The 16,935-nt window shown below is 66.7% G+C and carries 20 protein-coding genes; 8 read left to right on the top strand and 12 right to left on the bottom strand.

The window, feature by feature from the left end; genetic code table 11:
* Position 1: 1 nt before the first annotated feature.
* The gene (locus RLN94_RS01745; protein WP_350131038.1) at positions 2–1,255 is read left to right on the top strand and encodes a DUF1501 domain-containing protein; all 1,254 of its coding nucleotides are present in this window, start codon (positions 2–4) and stop codon (positions 1,253–1,255) included.
* 119 nt (positions 1,256–1,374) lie between these two features.
* Complete coding sequence (locus RLN94_RS01740) at positions 1,375–2,091, top strand: GNAT family N-acetyltransferase (RefSeq protein WP_350131037.1); 717 nt, start codon at positions 1,375–1,377, stop codon at positions 2,089–2,091.
* A 101-nt stretch (positions 2,092–2,192) separates the two neighbouring features.
* Here RLN94_RS01740 and RLN94_RS01735 read toward each other — a convergent pair whose 3' ends face one another.
* A complete protein-coding gene (locus tag RLN94_RS01735) occupies positions 2,193–2,909 on the bottom strand; it encodes a response regulator (RefSeq protein ID WP_350131036.1) in 717 nt (238 codons plus the stop codon).
* A 162-nt stretch (positions 2,910–3,071) separates the two neighbouring features.
* Here RLN94_RS01735 and mce point away from each other — a divergent pair, with 162 nt between their 5' ends.
* Both mce and RLN94_RS01725 read left to right on the top strand, forming a co-directional pair.
* Positions 3,072–3,476 carry a methylmalonyl-CoA epimerase gene (mce, locus tag RLN94_RS01730; protein ID WP_350131035.1) on the top strand — a complete coding sequence of 135 codons (405 nt, stop codon included), beginning with the start codon at positions 3,072–3,074 and terminating at the stop codon, positions 3,474–3,476.
* The gene (locus RLN94_RS01725; RefSeq protein WP_350131034.1) at positions 3,476–3,763 is read left to right on the top strand and encodes a DUF1467 family protein; all 288 of its coding nucleotides are present in this window, start codon (positions 3,476–3,478) and stop codon (positions 3,761–3,763) included. Before mce ends, RLN94_RS01725 begins: the two co-directional genes overlap by 1 nt.
* A gap of 195 nt (positions 3,764–3,958) precedes the next feature.
* Here RLN94_RS01725 and RLN94_RS01720 read toward each other — a convergent pair whose 3' ends face one another.
* A complete protein-coding gene (locus RLN94_RS01720; protein WP_350131033.1) occupies positions 3,959–4,417 on the bottom strand; it encodes an Lrp/AsnC family transcriptional regulator in 459 nt (152 codons plus the stop codon).
* A gap of 123 nt (positions 4,418–4,540) precedes the next feature.
* Between RLN94_RS01720 and RLN94_RS01715 the strand changes: the two genes are divergently transcribed.
* Entirely contained in the window at positions 4,541–4,747 is a 207-nt protein-coding gene (locus RLN94_RS01715) for a DUF6356 family protein (protein WP_350131032.1), read from the top strand.
* Positions 4,748–4,753: 6 nt separating this feature from the next.
* Here the strand turns inward: RLN94_RS01715 and RLN94_RS01710 are convergent, their stop codons facing one another.
* The 7 genes from RLN94_RS01710 to RLN94_RS01680 all read right to left on the bottom strand — a co-directional run bounded on the left by RLN94_RS01710 (position 4,754) and on the right by RLN94_RS01680 (position 13,398).
* On the bottom strand, positions 4,754–5,089 hold the full coding sequence (locus tag RLN94_RS01710; protein ID WP_350131031.1) for an SMR family transporter: 336 nt from the start codon (positions 5,087–5,089) through the stop codon (positions 4,754–4,756).
* 127 nt (positions 5,090–5,216) lie between these two features.
* A complete protein-coding gene (locus RLN94_RS01705) occupies positions 5,217–6,431 on the bottom strand; it encodes an NADP-dependent isocitrate dehydrogenase (RefSeq protein WP_350131030.1) in 1,215 nt (404 codons plus the stop codon).
* Positions 6,432–6,521: 90 nt separating this feature from the next.
* Positions 6,522–8,726 (bottom strand): NADP-dependent isocitrate dehydrogenase, encoded by a 2,205-nt coding sequence (locus RLN94_RS01700; RefSeq protein WP_350131029.1) that lies wholly within the window; start codon positions 8,724–8,726, stop codon positions 6,522–6,524.
* A 142-nt stretch (positions 8,727–8,868) separates the two neighbouring features.
* A complete protein-coding gene (locus RLN94_RS01695; RefSeq protein WP_350131028.1) occupies positions 8,869–10,101 on the bottom strand; it encodes an MFS transporter in 1,233 nt (410 codons plus the stop codon).
* A 174-nt stretch (positions 10,102–10,275) separates the two neighbouring features.
* On the bottom strand, positions 10,276–10,953 hold the full coding sequence (locus RLN94_RS01690) for a ZinT family metal-binding protein (protein ID WP_350131027.1): 678 nt from the start codon (positions 10,951–10,953) through the stop codon (positions 10,276–10,278).
* Between the two features lie 281 nt (positions 10,954–11,234).
* Positions 11,235–11,885 (bottom strand): DsbA family oxidoreductase, encoded by a 651-nt coding sequence (locus tag RLN94_RS01685; protein WP_350131026.1) that lies wholly within the window; start codon positions 11,883–11,885, stop codon positions 11,235–11,237.
* The gene (locus RLN94_RS01680) at positions 11,872–13,398 is read right to left on the bottom strand and encodes a class I adenylate-forming enzyme family protein (protein WP_350131025.1); all 1,527 of its coding nucleotides are present in this window, start codon (positions 13,396–13,398) and stop codon (positions 11,872–11,874) included. Before RLN94_RS01680 ends, RLN94_RS01685 begins: the two co-directional genes overlap by 14 nt.
* A 65-nt stretch (positions 13,399–13,463) precedes the next feature.
* On the opposite strand from RLN94_RS01680, the gene RLN94_RS01675 reads away from it, so the two are divergent.
* Positions 13,464–14,087, top strand: coding sequence for a helix-turn-helix domain-containing protein (locus RLN94_RS01675; protein ID WP_350131024.1), 624 nt, complete (start codon positions 13,464–13,466; stop codon positions 14,085–14,087).
* 173 nt (positions 14,088–14,260) lie between these two features.
* Here the strand turns inward: RLN94_RS01675 and RLN94_RS01670 are convergent, their stop codons facing one another.
* Both RLN94_RS01670 and RLN94_RS01665 read right to left on the bottom strand, forming a co-directional pair.
* Positions 14,261–14,953 carry an EI24 domain-containing protein gene (locus RLN94_RS01670; protein ID WP_350131023.1) on the bottom strand — a complete coding sequence of 231 codons (693 nt, stop codon included), beginning with the start codon at positions 14,951–14,953 and terminating at the stop codon, positions 14,261–14,263.
* A complete protein-coding gene (locus RLN94_RS01665) occupies positions 14,950–15,528 on the bottom strand; it encodes a nitroreductase family protein (RefSeq protein WP_350131022.1) in 579 nt (192 codons plus the stop codon). The genes RLN94_RS01670 and RLN94_RS01665 overlap by 4 nt, the downstream gene beginning before the upstream one ends.
* Positions 15,529–15,632: 104 nt before the next feature.
* On the opposite strand from RLN94_RS01665, the gene RLN94_RS01660 reads away from it, so the two are divergent.
* The gene (locus RLN94_RS01660) at positions 15,633–15,887 is read left to right on the top strand and encodes a DUF167 domain-containing protein (protein WP_350131021.1); all 255 of its coding nucleotides are present in this window, start codon (positions 15,633–15,635) and stop codon (positions 15,885–15,887) included.
* Here the strand turns inward: RLN94_RS01660 and RLN94_RS01655 are convergent.
* The gene (locus tag RLN94_RS01655; RefSeq protein ID WP_350131020.1) at positions 15,874–16,122 is read right to left on the bottom strand and encodes a DUF8831 family protein; all 249 of its coding nucleotides are present in this window, start codon (positions 16,120–16,122) and stop codon (positions 15,874–15,876) included. The two genes, RLN94_RS01660 and RLN94_RS01655, sit on opposite strands and share 14 nt — an antisense overlap.
* 117 nt (positions 16,123–16,239) lie before the next feature.
* On the opposite strand from RLN94_RS01655, the gene RLN94_RS01650 reads away from it, so the two are divergent.
* Entirely contained in the window at positions 16,240–16,935 is a 696-nt protein-coding gene (locus tag RLN94_RS01650) for a M48 family metallopeptidase (protein WP_350131019.1), read from the top strand.

Raw genomic sequence — 16,935 nt, 5'->3', positions numbered from 1 at the left:
CATGACCCGCCAGACCCTCTCCCGCCGCCTGTTCCTGACCCGGTCCGTGGCGCTCGGCTGTTCGCTCGCGGCCAGCCCGCTGGTGACGCCGGTGACCATGGCCAGCGCGCCGGGCGAGAACCGGCTGGTCGTGCTCATCCTGCGCGGCGGGCTCGACGGGCTCGACGCCGTGCGCCCCTATGGCGCGCCCGAGTTCGACAGCTATCGCGGCCGCCTGCTCGACGGCGCCGTGCCGGGCGAGCTCGACCTCGACGGGTTCTACGCGCTGCACCCGGCGCTGGCGCCGCTCATGCCGCTCTGGAAGGCCGGCGAGCTGGGCTTTGCCCAGGCCGTCTCGACCCCCTACCGCGACAAGCGCAGCCATTTCGACGGGCAGGACATCCTCGAGGCGGGCACCGCCTCGCTCGACCGCGCGCAGGATCGCGACGGCTGGCTCAACCGCCTGCTGCAGGGGCTTCCCGGCGCCGAGGCCGAGACCGCCTATGCCATCGGCCGCTCCGACATGCTGCTGACCCGCGGCAAGGCGGACGTGTCCAACTGGTCGCCCGACGCCGCCCTGCCGCTCAGCCCGCAGGCGGAGAAGCTGCTCGACATGGTCATGCATGACGACCCGCTATTCCGCGACGCCACCGCCGAGGCGATTGCGCTGTCGCAGATCAGCCTCGGCATGGCCGCTGCGTCTGACGATGAGGACGAGGCGCTCGACAGTTCCGGCATGATGGGCGCCATGCAGAACAGCATGACCGGCGCCGGCAAGAAGGGCGGGCTTGACGAGATCGCCCGCTTCGCCGCCGGCCGGCTGCGCGCCGACACCCGCATCGCGGCGTGGTCGGTCAACGGGTTCGACACCCATTCCAACCAGTCGAGGCGCCTGCCGCGGACGCTGACGGACCTCTCCGACAACATCTTCGCCCTGCGCGAGGCGCTGGGCCCGGTCTGGGAAAAGACAGCCGTCGTCGCCATGACCGAGTTCGGCCGCACCGCGCGCGCCAACGGCACCGGCGGCACCGATCACGGCACCGGCGGCGCGGTGCTCTTTGCCGGCGGGGCGCTGCGCGGCGGCCGGGTGCTGGGCGACTGGCCGGGACTGGCCGAGGCCGACCTCTACGACCGGCGCGACCTGATGCCCACCCGCGACGTGCGCGCCCATGCCGGCTGGATGATGCGGCAGCTCTTCGGGCTCGACACCGGGCTGATCGAGCGCAGCGTCTTTCCGGGGGTCGAGCTGGGGGCGGACCCGAAGCTGATCCTCTGACGCGCGCGGCAGGCGCGCGTCCCGCGTGACCCGCCAGCCAGCCGGTCGCGTTTTCCTTTCCAATTTCCGCGCGGCGGGCCTATTCTGCCCCCAAAACGCAGGCAGAAGAGGGCAATCCGATGCAAGATGCGCGGCCACTGGGGCCGGCCGTTCCCGACTGGACACCGCCACCCCTGCCGCAGGGAGAGGCGATGGACGGGCGCTATGCCGAGCTCGAGGCGCTCGACGCCGACCGTCATGCCGCCCTGCTCTACAAGGCGTTCGACGGGCATGACGAGGTCTGGGATTACATGCCCGACGGCCCCTTCGCCTCGGCCGCGCAGTTCCACCGCTGGATGCGCGGCGCCACGCAGCGCGACGATATCCTGTTTCACGCCATCCGCGACAAGGCCAGCGGCACCTATGGCGGCTTCGCCTCCTACCTGCGGATGCAGCCGGCGGCGGGCTCGATCGAGGTGGGCTTCATCGCCATGTCGCCCCAGCTTCAGCGCACGCGGGCCGCGACCGATGCCATGTACCTGATGATGAAATGGGCCTTCGAGGCGGGCTATCGCCGCTACGAATGGAAATGCGATGCGCTGAACCGCCCCTCGCGCCGCGCGGCCCAGCGGCTGGGCTTTACCTACGAGGGCGTGTTCCGGCAGGCCACCGTGGTCAAGGGCCGCAACCGTGACACCGCGTGGTTCGCCGTGATCGACAAGGAGTGGCCCGCGCTGGAAGAGGCATTCCGCGCCTGGCTTTCGCCATCGAATTTCGACGCCGAGGGGCACCAGAAGGAACGGCTGAGCGATCTCACCCGCCTTGTGCGCGCCGGCTCGGACCCTTCGCTGAAGTAGCCGCGCCCGGCTGGCCCGCCATGGCCCTCCGGGCCAGCGTTTTCGGCTCCCGGTCCGTCCAACCATGCCGCGCCCGCCAGACCCGGCTGCCTCGCCACGCCTCAGATCGCAGCCCGGCTCTCGATCCGGGCATGCACCATCTGCATCAGCCGCGCCACCTTCTCGCGCTGCGGATCGCCCTGGCACCGGCTGCGGGCGAGGTCGCTTGCCGCGCGTTCCAGCGTGTGATCCCGGGCCGAGCGTGCCACGCCGCCGAGGAACTGCACCACGTAATCGATGGTCGGCCCGTCCTGCCGCTGTTCCAGCAGGGTCGCCACGTGGGACATGTCATCGCAGAACGCCACCCGGTCCGGGCTGACCGCCTCCTGCGCCACCGCGCGCGGGCCGCTGGGCACCGCGTCGGGGGGCAGGGCCGACAGGATCGTCTCCTGGAACGTGGCCAGGCTGTCGAGCGGCTTGGCGAGGAACCCGTCCGCGCCGGCTGCCAGCGCCTCCGTCTCGGCCCGGTCATCGCCGCTCAGCCCGAGCAGCACGCCCACCCGCGGCACCGCGCGGGCCAGCTCGTCGATCAGGTCGAGCCCCGAGCCATCGGGCAGCCCCATGTCGATGATCGCCGCCGAGGGCCGGTACACCTTCAGGTGCCGCCGCGCCGAGGCGAGGCAATCCGCCCGCCTGATCCGCGCGCCGCTTCGCAGGCACATCAGGCGCAGGGTCTCACAGGTATAACGGCTGTCCTCGACCACCAGGATGGTCATGCCCAGAAGCGGGCGGCTGGCCGTCGGCCGGGTCTGGCTGCGGAAACTGTCGGGCGTTGTCATCGGCTGCTCCCTTGCTGCGATGCGACTCACGCTAGGACATCACGCCTAACGAAGGGTTAAGCGCCACCGGGCGGGCGGGGGGGGGTGCGCTGTCCTGCCGCTTGCACGCGCCCCGCGGCCCCGGCATAACGGCCCCAGCCAACCAGCCCGAAGGATGCCCCCATGATCGGACGCCTGAACCATGTCGCCATCGCCGTGCCCGACCTCGAGGCCGCGGCCGACCAGTACCGCACCGCGCTCGGCGCCAATGTGGGCGAACCGCAGGACGAACCCGATCACGGCGTCACCGTCATCTTCATCGAACTGCCCAACACCAAGATCGAGCTGCTCTACCCGCTGGGCGAGGACAGCCCGATCAAGGGCTTTCTCGACAAGAACCCGTCGGGCGGTATTCACCATGTCTGCTACGAGGTCGACGACATCCTCGCCGCGCGTGACCACCTGAAAGAGACCGGCGCCCGCGTTCTTGGATCGGGAGAGCCGAAGATCGGGGCGCATGGCAAGCCGGTGCTGTTCCTGCACCCGAAGGATTTCAACGGCTGCCTCGTGGAACTGGAGCAGGTCTGATGGGCATCGCCTCGGGCATCGTCCTGTTCATGGTGGTCTGGTTCATGACCTTCCTCGTCGTGCTGCCCCTGCGCATCCAGACACAGGGAGAGGCGGGCGAGGTGGTGCCGGGCACCCATTCCGGCTCGCCGGAGAAGCATCACCTGAAGAAGAAGGCGCTGATCGTGACGGGGATCTCGGCGGTGATCTGGTCGATCCTCGCCTATATCATCATCACCGGCACGATCACCGTGCGCGATATCGACATGTTCGACCGTATGGGCCCCGCGACCGAAGAGGCCTCCTGAGCCGCTCCCCGCCCCGGACCCCGATCCGGGGCCTCGTCGCCGCAAAAACGCAACGCCCGCCCGGTTAACCCCGGCCCTCCGGGCCCGGTGCCGGTCAAGAACACCGACAAAATACCGACGTTTGACCGACGCGATACCGAAACCGGAAATTCCGCCGTTTCAACGCGTTAACCCCGATTCGCCGGGATCCTGCCGTCACAGCGGCAATTCCGTCGTCTCCTTGATCTCCTCCATCACGAAGGAGGCCGACACATCCCCCATCGGCACCTTCGCCACCAGCCTCTGGTACAGCCGGTCATAGCCCTTCATATCCGCCACACGGGCCCGGATCAGGTAGTCGAGCTCGCCCGTCATCCGGTAGACCGCCTGCACCTCCGGCATGGTCTTCGTGGCCCGCGCGAACCGCTCCAGCCAGTCGGCATCATGCGCCGCGGCCTTGATCTGCATGAACACCGTCAGCCCGAAGCCCAGCTTTTCCGCATCCAGAAGCGCCACGCGTCTCCGGATGATCCCCGCCGCCTCCATCGCCTTGACCCGCCGCCAGCAGGCGTTGCGCGACAGGCCCACCCGCTCGCCCAGCTGGTCGAGCGGCAGGTCGGCGTTGCGCTGGAGCTCGGTCAGGATGCGTCGGTCGATATCGTCAATTTCGCTCATGATAAGCAGGGTAATTGGGATAGCATCCCAAAATCAATCCGGTTCTTGGCGAGAATGGGAAAACTGCCACGGCGCGCCGCGTTAAACATATGGCAAGGAAACCGGTGCAGACAGGAGCATGCGATGATCACGAAAACCTTTCTCGACCACCCCCGCAGCGTGAATGAAACCTATCTCGAACACGCGGGTTTTGCCGGCAAGTTCAGCGTCAGGCTGTTCGCCGCCGGGTTCTGCGCGCTGGTCCACGCCATCATCCCCTGCCTGTTCGAGAAGACGGCCAGCCGGATGATCGCCGAGATGTACGCCAAAACCCACAATCGCGGATCCTGAGCGAGCTCAGTGGGTGGCGGTTTTCGAATACAGGTTGATCACCACGATGCCGGCCACGATCAGCGCCATGCCGAGGATCGCGGGAAGATCGACCCCCTGCTTGAAGAACAGCCAGCCCAGGAAGGCGGTCAGACAGATCCCCAGCCCCGACCAGATCGCGTAGGTGATGCCCAGCGGCATGTATTTCAGCACGATCATCATCAGGTAGAAGGCCGAGCCGAACCCCGCCACCACGCCCACCGAGGGCCAGAAGCGGGTGAATTGCTGCGATGCCTGCAGACAGGTGGAACCCACGCCTTCGCAGAGAACGGCCAGCAGCAGGATGAGGTAGACTTTCAGCATGGGGCGCACCTGGGTGTCGGGATGGGAATTCCCGCCCATATCGCAGGGGTTTCACGGCGGGGTCAAGCGACGCCGCCGCGCGCCCCTGCCGCCTGAGCCCTTCCTGCCACCAAGAGCGCCGGGGTGCCTAGCCCGCCAGCGCCTTGTCGAGGTTTTCGTCGATCTTTTCGAGGAAGCCGATGGTGGTCAGCCAGCCCTGATCGGGCCCCACCAGCAGGGCGAGGTCCTTGGTCATCGACCCTGATTCCACCGTCTCGACGATGACCCGTTCCAGCGTGGTGGCGAAACTCATCAGCGCCTCGTTGCCGTCCAGCTTGGCCCGGTGCTTGAGCCCGCCCGTCCAGGCATAGATCGAGGCGATCGAGTTGGTCGAGGTCGCCTCGCCCTTCTGGTGCTGGCGGTAGTGGCGGGTGACGGTCCCATGCGCGGCCTCGGCCTCGACGATCTTGCCATCGGGCGTCATCAGCTGCGAGGTCATCAGGCCCAGCGATCCGAAGCCCTGCGCCACGGTGTCCGACTGCACGTCGCCATCGTAGTTCTTGCACGCCCAGACGAACCCTCCGCTCCACTTCATCGCACAGGCGACCATGTCGTCGATCAGCCGGTGCTCATAGGTGATCCCGGCCTCCTCGAACTTGTCCTTGAACTCGGTCTCGAACACCTCTTCGAACAGCAGAAGGAACTGGCCATCATATTGTTTCAAAATGGTATTCTTGGTCGACAGGTAGAGCGGCCAGCCCATCGAAAGGGCGTAATTCATCGAGGCCCGCGCGAAATCGCGGATCGAGTCGTCGAGGTTGTACATGCCCATGTAGACGCCCGAGGTGGGGGCGTCGAACACCTCCTTCTCGATCACCTCGCCGTCATCGCCCACGAACTTGAGGCTCAGCTTGCCGGGGCCGGGAAACTTGATATCCGTCGCGCGGTACTGGTCTCCGTAGGCGTGACGGCCGATCACGATGGGCTTGGTCCAGCCCGGCACGAGGCGCGGCACGTTGCGGCAGATGATCGGCGCCCGGAACACCACGCCTCCCAGGATGTTGCGGATCGTGCCGTTCGGGCTGCGCCACATCTCCTTGAGGCCGAACTCCTCGACCCGCGCTTCATCCGGGGTGATGGTGGCGCATTTGACGGCGACGCCCACCTCCTTGGTTTTCTCGGCGGCGTCGATGGTGACCTGGTCGCTCGTCGCATCCCGGTTCTCGATCCCGAGGTCGTAATAGAGCAGGTCGATATCCAGATAGGGCAGGATCAGCTTCTGCTTGATGAAATCCCACATGATTCGGGTCATCTCGTCGCCGTCCATCTCGACCACGGGGTTGTCTACCTTGATCTTCGACATGTCATGCTCCTCGGCAAGGGTGCCCGCAAAAGAATACGGGCCGCCTTGGGGATGACCCAGGACGGCCCGTCTTGCAAGGGGAAGGGGCCGTTACCCCATGATCGCGTTCAGCGTCTCGCTCGGCCGCATGACCGAGGCGAGCTTCTTGTCATCGGGGTGGTAATAGCCGCCCGTGTCGGCCGGCTTGCCCTGAACGGCGGCCAGTTCGCCGGTGATCTTTTCCTCGTTTTCCGCCAATGCCTTGGCGATCGGCCCGAACTCCTCGGCCAGGGCGGCATCGTCGGATTGCGCGGCCAGTGCCTCGGCCCAGTAGCGGGCGAACCAGTAGTGGCTGTCTCGGTTGTCGGGCTCGCCCACCTTGCGGCTGGGCGAGCGGCCGTGATCGAGGATGCCCTGCGTGGCGGTCTCGACGGTTTCGCCAAGCACGCGGGCGCGGGCGTTGTTGCGGGAATCGCCCAGGAACTTGAAGCTTTCGCCAAGCGCGCAGAACTCGCCCAGGCTGTCCCAGCGCAGGTGGTTTTCCGCCTGCAACTGCTGCACGTGTTTCGGCGCCGAGCCGCCGGCGCCCGTCTCGAACAGCCCGCCGCCGTTCATCAGCTTGACGATCGACAGCATCTTGGCCGAGGTGGCCAGTTCGAGGATCGGGAACAGGTCGGTCAGGTAGTCGCGCAGCACGTTGCCGGTGATGGCGATGGTGTTCTCGCCCTTGGTGATGGTCTCGAGGCTGGCGCGGGTGGCCTCGCGCGGGGGCATGATCTCGAACTTGTCGGCCACGCCCTTGGCTTCGAGGATCGGCTTCACGAAGCGGATCAGCTCGGCATCGTGGGCGCGGTTTTCGTCGAGCCAGAAGATCGCGCGGTAGCCGGTGGCCTTCTGCCGTTCGATGGCGAGGTTCACCCAGTCCTCGATCGGCGCCTTGCGGGTCGAGGCGGAGCGCCAGATATCGCCTTTTTCAACGCTGTGCTCATGCAGCACCGTGCCGTCTTCCAGCACCATCTTCACGGTCCCGTCCTCCGGGATCTCGAAGGTGGTGGGGTGGGAGCCGTATTCCTCGGCCTTCTGGGCCATCAGGCCGAGATTCTGCACCGTGCCGGCGGTGGCTGGGTTCAGTTTTCCGTTGGCTTTGAAGAACTTGATCGTCTCGTCATAGACCGGCGCGTAGGAGCTGTCGGGGATCACGCAGACCGCGTCATGTTCCTTGTTGTCCGGGCCCCAGCCCTTGCCGCCCGAGCGGATAAGGGCGGGCATCGAGGCGTCGATGATCACGTCGGAGGGGACGTGCAGGTTGGTGATGCCGCGGTCGCTGTCGACCATGTACATGGGCGGGCGGGTGTCGCGGGTTTTCTCAATGGCTTCAAGGATTTCCGGCTTGTCCTTGACCCGTTCCAGCAGGTCGCCAAGCCCGGAATTCGGGTTGACGCCGGCCGCCTTCATCTCGTCGCCGTACTTGTCGAAGACGGGCTTCAGCCATTGCTTGACCGCGTGGCCGAAGATGATCGGGTCGGAGACCTTCATCATCGTGGCCTTCATGTGCAGCGAGAAGAGCACGCCTTCGGCCTTGGTCTTCTCGATCTCGTCGGCGAGGAAGGCGTCGAGGGCGCTGGCGCTCATGTAGGTGGCGTCGACCACGGTGCCCTCGGGGTAGCTGACGCCGTCTTTCAGAACGGTTTCGCCGCCCGCGGTTTCAAGGACGATCTTCGCTGTCGCGGCCTTGTCGAGGGTGGCGGATTTCTCGTTTGAAAAGAAGTCGTTGCCCGACATGGAGGCGACGCGCGTCTTGCTGTCAGAGGTCCATTCGCCCATGCGGTGCGGGTTGTTCTGGGCGAATTTCTTGACCGGGGCGGCGGCGCGGCGGTCGGAGTTGCCTTCGCGCAGGACGGGGTTCACGGCCGAGCCCTTGATGGCGTCGTAGCGGGCGCGGATCTCCTTTTCCTCGTCGGTCTTGGGGTCGTCGGGGTAGTCGGGGATGTCGAAGCCCTGGCCCTGAAGCTCGCGCACGGCGGCGACGAGCTGGGGCACGGAGGCCGAGATGTTGGGCAGCTTGATGACATTGGCGTCGGGCTGTTTCACCAGTTTGCCCAGCTCGGCGAGGTCGTCGGTGACGCGCTGGTCATCCTTCAGCTTGTCGGGGAAGGTGGCGAGGATGCGGCCGGCCAGCGAGATGTCGCGGGTGCCGATCGACACGCCGGCGGCGGCGGCGAAGCGCTGAATGATCGGCAGAAGCGAGGCGCTGGCAAGCTCGGGTGCCTCGTCGACCTTGGTGTAGACAATATCGGGATTGGAGTTGTCGGCCATCGGTGATCCCTCTTGATCCGGGTAAGACACGTTTGGGCGCGTCATAGACTATCGCGGCGTCTCTGGAAAGACGGTATGCGACAGTATACCGGAAAAAGTGACGAGGGCCAGCGGGAGGCCGCGCAGGGAGGGTGCGGCGGGGTCAGCCGTCGCGATGTTCGATCTTTTCCAGCTTCCGCATCAGCAGGGTGCCGCCCAGCACGCAGGCGAGGACGCCGGTGAAGAGCGGAAGGGGCGTGCCGTTGAACGCAAGGCCCACGGGGACGGTGAGGATCACCGAGCCGACCGTGCCGATGCTGGCGATGACGCTGGCGGCCATGCCGGCGATGTGGCCCAGCGGTTCCATCGCGAGGGCGTTGAGGTTGCCCAGCGTCAGCGCCGCCTGGAAGAAGACGGTGGTCTGCCACGCGACGTAGACGGCGAAGTCGATGCCCGGAGGCAGGCCGATCAGGAACAGTGTCAGGGTGATCGTGGTGAAGCAGGCCTGCGAGATGAGCGCGAAGCTGACCAGCCGACGCATCCCCAGCCGCATGACCAGCGCCGCGTTGACGAAGCTGCCGGTGCCGGCGAGGAGGGCGATGACGAAGAACCAGTAGGGGAAATCGTCGGTGCGATCGAAGGTGGCACTGAAGATCTGCTGGATCGAGCTGATCGAGGAGAAGAGCGTGGTGAAGCAGAGGATCTGCACCGCAATCGACAGGCGGACGGTGCGGTAGGAGAGCACCTCCTTCACCGCGGACCAGCGGGCTCGGGGGCGGAAGGGGCGGCGGCGTTCGGCGGGCAGGGGTTCGGCGAGGCGGAGCAGCATCCACAGGGTGGTGCAGATGGTGAAGAGGATGAAGATGCCGAAGATGCCGCGCCAGCCGGTCAGCGCGATGACACCGCTGCCGGCGAGGGGGGCGATGGCGGGGACGAGGGTGAAGACCATCATCACGAAGGAAATGAGCCGCGCCATCTCGCGCCCGGCATAGAGGTCGCGGATGATGGCGAGCGCGACGATGCGGGCCGCGGCTGCGCCGAGCCCCTGCAGGATGCGCGCCGCGACGATCAGTTCGAGCGAGGGCGCGATCATCGCCATCAGCGCGCCGGTGATATAGACCGCCGCGCCCGCGAGGATGACCGGCTTGCGCCCGAAACTGTCGGAAAGCGGGCCGGTGAAGAAGGTGCCGCAGCCGAGACCCAGCAGGAAGGAGGCCACGACGAGCTGGGCCCGGTTGACCGCGTCGGGCGTGAGTTCCGCGCCGATCCGGGGCAGGGCGGGCAGCATCGCGTCGATGGAGAACGCGACGGTGGCCACGAGCATCGCCATCAGGGCGACGAACTCGAAACGCCCGATAGAGGCGCGGCCGGGCTGGGGAGTTTCGGAAACGCTCATCCCCGCGCGCTATCATGCTGTGCGGATATGCGCCATAGGCGGGTTGCGCACATGTCGAGGGCCGTTCGCGCACATATGCGGGCGGGAACCTTTCCGCCCGGTTAATGCGCCGGACCGGGGTGGCGCGCGCCCCGCAACAGGGAAGGAGCGGAGACGCGCGCCGGGTGACGGGCCTTAGTGGGCCGTCATCTCTTCGACGATCTGGTCGACGCTCAGATCGGCCGGGTAGTAGGTGGGCCAGTTGGTGACCTCTTCGAGCAGGGCGGCGCGGTCGTCGCCCCAGTAGAGATGGTAATGGTCGGCCTTGGCAGGCGCGATGCGGTGATCGCTGAACTGGATGTAATCGGGGGCGTCCTCGTCGCCCTCGGTCTTTTCGAAGATGAAGCGGACGCCGCGATTGCCCTTCTTGTAGGTCAGGATCTCGTAGCCGTCATCGGCATAGGTGCCCGAGACCGAGCTGTCGCCCTCGTGGAAGGTGACCTGATCGCCGGCGATCTCGATGCGGTCGACATCAGTGGCGTAGCCGATCTCGTAATAGGCGCGGTATTCCTCGGCGGTCTTGTCGCCGTGCTCGGCCTTGTGCTCCATCACCGGGGCGAGGCTGCCATCCATCAGGTAGGGGTAGACCGATTGCCAGTCGCCTTCCCAGTCGGAGAGGGCGCGGGCTTCGATCTGGCTGTCCTCGAAATAGCCCTTGTAGATCTCGGCCTGCTCCTTGGTCTCGGAATGGGAATGATCGTGGTCGTGATCATGGGATTTCTCGGTGGAGTCCGAGGCGAGCGCCGGGGTTGCGAGGGCAAGCAGGGCGCCGGCGGCCAGGGCGGCGGCATGTCTGAGGAAGAGCGTTTGCATGGGCAATGTCCCTTTTGGATCGGTGTTGGCAGGGCCGGGCGGGCGCGCCGCCCGGCGTGATTCGCTACGTTATATCGTAACAATCGGTTTGTTAAAGGAACCGGTCCGGGGAGGCAACGGGCCGGGTGGGGAGGAGAGGTGTTGCCGAGGGGTTAACGGGCGGGGTGCGCGGGGCCTTGCCGGTGCGGCTGGGCGCTGCGGAGGTGACCTGTCTGGGGCCGCCGCGTTGGCAATTTGCGAAGGCAGCGCGCGGTGGTGGCGCAACTTCGCCGGAGTGCCGCTCAGCCTTTGCCGGCCTGCGCGGGCTGGTTGTTGATCTCGTCGATTACCTTGATCCAGAGCTCGGGCGGCTGGCAGCCGGGCACGGCATGCTTGCCGGCGACGATGAAGGTGGGCACGCCGGTGATCCCCATTTCACGAAAACCGGCATCCTTCTTGTGGATACCTTCGAGGTCGGCATCGGATTTGAGCAATTTCAGCACCACGGCGGCATCCATCTCGGCCCCGTCGGCGATATCGGCCAGCGTGTCGTGATCGGCGATATCGCGGCCCTCGTGGAAATAGGCGCGGAAGAGTGCCATGGCGACGGCCATCTGCCTGCCCTCGATGCCGGCCCAGTGGATCAGGCGGTGGGCGTCGAGCGTGTTGGGCGTGCGGGTGATGCCGGCGAGATTGAGCTCGAGCCCTGCGTCCTCGGCCGCCTCGACGATGGGCGCATAGGCGCGCGCGGCGCCTTCCTGCCCGCCGAATTTCCGTTCGAGGTAGGTGTGGCGGTCCATCCCCTCGGGCGGCATGTCGGGGTTGAGCTGGAACGGGTGCCACTCGATCTCGAACGGGTGGTCGGGGCGTTCGGCCAGCGCCTTGTCGAGCAGGGTTTTCCCGATATAGCACCAGGGGCAGATCGGGTCGGAGATGATATCAAGCTTGACCATGGAGCGCCTTGTAGATCGGCCGCAATTCGCGGCGCAGGATTTTGCCGTTCGCGCCGGTGGGCAACGCGTCGAGGTGGAAGAAACCGCGGGGGCATTTGTAGCCTGCCAGCCGCTCTTTCGCAAATGCGTGCAGATCGGCCTCGGGCAGCGGTTCGGGGCCGGTGTAGAAGGCCATGATCAGGCGGGCGTCGGCCTTGACCTCGATATCGGTGACGGCGGCCTGAAGGATGCCGGGATGGGCGTTGAGCACGGCCTCGACCTCCATTGGCGAGACACGGAAGCCGCCGGCGTTCATCATGTCGTCGGCGCGGCCGAGATAGGTGATGGCGCCGGTGTCGTCCATCGCGCCCTGGTCGCCGGTGAGGAACCAGTCGCCGCGGAACTTGGCCGCCGTGGCCTCGGGGGCGCCGAGATATCCGAGCATCAGGCCGGGGTCGGAGCGGTGGATGGCGATGGTGCCTTCCTCGCCCAGCGGCACGAGGCCGTTTTCGCCGATGACGGCAACGCGGCGGCCGGGCTGGGGGTAGCCGAGCGTGCCCGGCGGGGCCTGATGGCCGGGAGCGGCGGAGATGAAGGTGGAGCATTCGGACATGCCGTAGGCCTCGAAGATCTCGGTGCCGGTGGCGGTGCCCCATGCCTCGCGGATCGTGTCGGCGAGCTTTTCGCCGGCGGAGAGGCCGTGGCGGAGCTTGGGCAGGTCGAGGGTCGTGCCGTCCTTGAGGAACTTGCGATAAACGCCCGGGGCGGCGGCGAAAATCGTGGCGTCGTGGCGTTTCATCAGCAGGGGAAGCTGGCCCGCGTCGATGCCGGATTGGGGGATGAGGGCGGTGGCGCCGGCTGTCCACGGGTCCATCAGGCCGGTGCCCAGCGTGTAGGTCCAGTTGAAGGCGCCGGCGTGGCAGAGGCGGTCGGTGTCGCGCAGGCCGTACCAGCCGTCGACCATCATCTGCCGGGCCCAGATGGCCCGGTGGGCGTGCATCACCGCGCGGGGCGTGCCGGAGGTGCCGGAGGTGTAGATGATGTAGGCTATGCGGTCGGGGTCGCCCATGTCGTAAGCGGCGGGGGGCAGGGCGCGCATGGTGGCGAGGGCATCGGGGGTGATGACGGGGATATCCGTGTCCGGGCAGGCGATGGCGGGGTCGCGGAGGATGGCGCCGGGGGCGGTGGTGGCGATGATGCTGGCGACCTCGCGCTCGGTGAGCTGCGAGGAGGTGGGGACGGGGACGAGGCCCACGGCGATGGCGCCGAGATAGGCGATGGGGAATTCGACGGTGTTGCCGAGGCGCATGAGGACGCGGTCGCCGGGCTGGAGGCCGGATTGCAGGAGGCCCGTGCCGGTGCCCAGCACGGCGGCCTTGAGTTTGGCGTAGCTCCAGCGTTCGGCGCCGGAGAGGCCGAGGACGGCGAGGGCCACCTTGTCGGGGGTCGCGTCGGCGTGGCGCAGGACGTGGGCCGCGAGGTTGAAGGGCGCGGGGCAGGGCGCGAAGGCCGGTGAATGCGTCTGGGACACCATGGGTTTGCTCTAGGCACAGGCGGGCTCAGTTGCAAGTCGTTCGGGCCGGGCGTATAGCGTTTCGCATGAAGGAAACGCTGCCCGGAAACCTTATCAGGATCTCGCGCCAGGACGGGGCGGAGGAGCAGGCCGAACCGCTCAATCTGGGCGAGCGGGTGCGGGAGCTTCGGAAGGGGCGCGGCTGGACGCTGGAGCAGGCGGCGAAGCAGGCCGGGCTGGCACGCTCGACCTTGTCGAAGATCGAAAACGGCCAGATGTCACCGACTTACGAGGCGTTGAAGAAGCTGGCGGTGGGCTTGCAGATCTCGGTGCCGCAACTGTTCACGCCGCCGCAGCGGGACCAGATCAGCGGGCGGCTGGCGGTGACGAAGGCGGGCGAGGGGACGCATCACGCGACCACCACGTACGAGCATGAATTGCTGGGCGAGGCGCTCTCGAAGAAGCGGATGCTGCCCTATCGGGCGCGGATCAGGGCAAGGTCGGTCGAGGAGTTCGACGGCTGGGTGCGGCATGACGGGGAGGAGTTCCTCTACGTGCTGACCGGGGTGGTGCGGCTGTTCACCGAGTTCTACGAGCCGATCGAGATGCGTCGGGGCGACAGCGCCTATTACGACGCGACGATGGGGCATAACGTGGTGTCGGTCAGCGACGAGGATGCCACGATATTGTGGGTGACGTCGCTGGCGTGACGACTCGGTGGTTAACGGCGTTGTTTTGCTGGGATTCCGACGTCGGTATCACGTCGGTATTTTGTCGGTATCGCGTCGGTGCGGGGTCGGTGGCCGGGGGCCGTTGACACAAGGCGCGTTGCGCAACGGCCCGGTTTAAACGCTATTTTCAGATTTGCCGGTCAGGGTGCGGCTCAGGCGTTGCCCGACAGCCGGTGATAGATGTGAGTGAAGGTCGCCGCGCCGAGGATCGGGATGATGAGGTTGATGAGCGGGATCGACAGCGGCAGGGCCATCAGGATGCCCGCCAGCCAGATCGTCGTGACGTGGCGGCGGCGCTGTTCCTTGGCCTTTTGCCGGCCGACGCGGCGGATGGCGACGAGGGTGAAATACTCCATCCCCAGGAGGTAGCCGTTCATCGCGTAGAAGATGAAGGGCGCGGCGGGGGTGAAGGCGACGTAGAGGAATAAGGCGAGAAGGTTGGCGGCGATGATGATGCCGAGGAAATTGATCGTGTCCTTCACCGCCTCGCCGAAAGGTACGCGGTTGGCCGGCGGCAGGCGCGGGTAATGGCGGTCTTCGACGGCCTGTGCGACCTCGTCGAGGAACATCGACGTGATGGCCGAGGCCACCGGCACCATCAGGAAGGCCGAGAGAAACAGCATCAGGAAGAGGGAGCCGAAACTGAGCAGGTCGCCGACCCACGTGACCTCGCCCACGATGGGGAGGTTGGTCGTCTCGCCCGTCAGCCATTCGATGACGGCGAGAAGCCCGGCATAGGTGGCGATCAGCAGCGCCAGCGTCAGGCCGATGCCGAGAAACAGGACCTTGCGGAAGCGCGGGTCGCCCAGTTGGCCCAGGGCCTTGAAGAAGCTCGAGAAGATCATTCGCTTACCCAGGTGGTGATGGCGTCGAGATCGGGGCGGGGGCGGTCCGGCGGGGCCGAGGTTTCGGTGCCGATATGGATCAGCCCGGCAATGCGTTCGCCCGCCTCGAGGCCGAAGCCCGTCTCGGCGAAGTCGCGGTCATGGACAGCCCAGCCCGTGAGCCAGTTGGCGCCCCAGCCCGAGGCCAGCGCGGCGTTCAGGAGTGCGAGGCAGACGGCCCCGGCGGAATAGGTCTGTTCGAGGAGCGGAATTTTCCCCGAGGGTTTCTGTACCTCGACCACGGCGACGGCGAGATGGGCATCGGTGTACTGGGCGCGGGCCTTGGCGATATCCTCGGGCGGCTTGCCGAGGCGTTCGCCGCATTCATCGACCAGCGCGGCGAGGCGCAGGAGGGCACCCCGTTCCAGCACGATGAAACGCCAGGGTTCGAGCTTGCCGTGATCGGGGCTGCGGGCCGCGGCGGTCAGGATCGGCATCAACGCCGCGCGGTCGGGCACCGGGGTGGTGAGCGTCTTGGCGGGGCGCGAGCGGCGGTTGAGCAGAAACTCCATCGCGGCCGGGTTCGGATCGGGCATGCACGTCTTCCTGTCCTGTTGCGCGCCTACATGTCGGGTGCCAGCGCGCGGGGGTCAACCCTGCATCTTCCGCAGGACAGGGAAAGCGGCTAGGGCTTGGGTGCATGAAACTGCCCGATCTGAGCCATCTTGCCGAGGCCAGCGCGACCGTGACGGTGCGGGTGACGCCGGGGGCCGCGGCCAACGGAATCGTGCTGCGCGAGGGGCAGATCCGGGTCAGCGTGACGGCCGCGCCCGAGGGCGGCAAGGCGAACGCGGCGGTGCAGAAGCTGTTGGCCAAGGCGATGGGCGTGCCGAAATCGCGGCTTGAGCTGATCCGGGGCGCGACGGCGCGCGACAAGGTGTTCAGCGTTCGTTGAGCGTCTTGCCGTTCAGCGAATAGACCCCTTCGGGCAGGTTGAGCGCCGCGCCGAGATCGCGCAGCTGGGCCGGCGAGAGGGTGATCTTCTCGACCCGGTCGGTGCGCGGATCGTATTGCTCGATCGTGACGCATTCCTCGAAGGCGTTGATGATCACGTCTTCCTCGAGCCGCGGGCGGCCTTCGTCGACGAGGGTGATGACGGTGGCGTCGAATTCGTGTTCGATGGAAAACATGGGGCCACCTTATTCCCTTGGCGGGGCATTGCAAGCGGGGCCGTGCGTTTCCATTCGGGGGCTGGCGGGCGGCGCATTCCCTGCTAAAACCTAGGGAGACGACGATTGAGGAATGCGATGCGCTGGTTTCTGTTGTTGAGTGTGATGATCGGTCTGGCGGGCTGCGTGACGACGGCGCCGGCGCCGGGGCCCGACGCCGTGGCACGGGCGCCGCAATCGCCCGGCGCGAGCGACATTCAGCGGTTCCGGTCGGTGGTGAGCCGGGTGGAGCCGGTGGCGGAAGGGTTCTGCCGGAGCCGCGCGCGCTCGTCGAATTGCGATTTCCGCATCGTCCTGGACGATCGCGAGGGGTTGCAGCCCAACGCCTACCAGACGCTCGACAAGAACGGGCGGCCGATCCTGGCCTTCACCCGGTCACTTCTGGCGGATGTGCAGAATGCCGACCAGCTTGCCTTTGTCATGAGCCACGAGGCGGCGCACCATATCGCGGGCCACATCCCGCGGCAGCAGCAGAACGCCATGGCCGGCGCGATCCTGATGGGCGGGCTGGCCTCGCTCTCGGGGGCGAATTCGGCCGGGATCGAGGCGGCGGTGAACATGGGCGCGGGCGTGGGCGCGCGGCGGTATTCCAAAGATTTCGAGCTGGAAGCGGATGCCATCGGCACGGTGATCGCCCACGAATCGGGCTATGATCCGGTGCTGGGGGCAGAGTATTTCATGCGGATCGCCGACCCCGGCGACACCTTCCTCGGCACCCACCCGCGCAATGCCGACCGGATCGAGACGGTGCGGCGCGTGGCCGCCGGGCTCTGA

This window comes from Roseovarius sp. (assembly GCF_040223625.1).
In the GTDB taxonomy this organism is placed as follows: domain Bacteria; phylum Pseudomonadota; class Alphaproteobacteria; order Rhodobacterales; family Rhodobacteraceae; genus Roseovarius.
The sequence above is the reverse complement of the archived record's forward strand: the minus strand, read 5'-3'. Positions and strand labels throughout refer to the sequence as shown.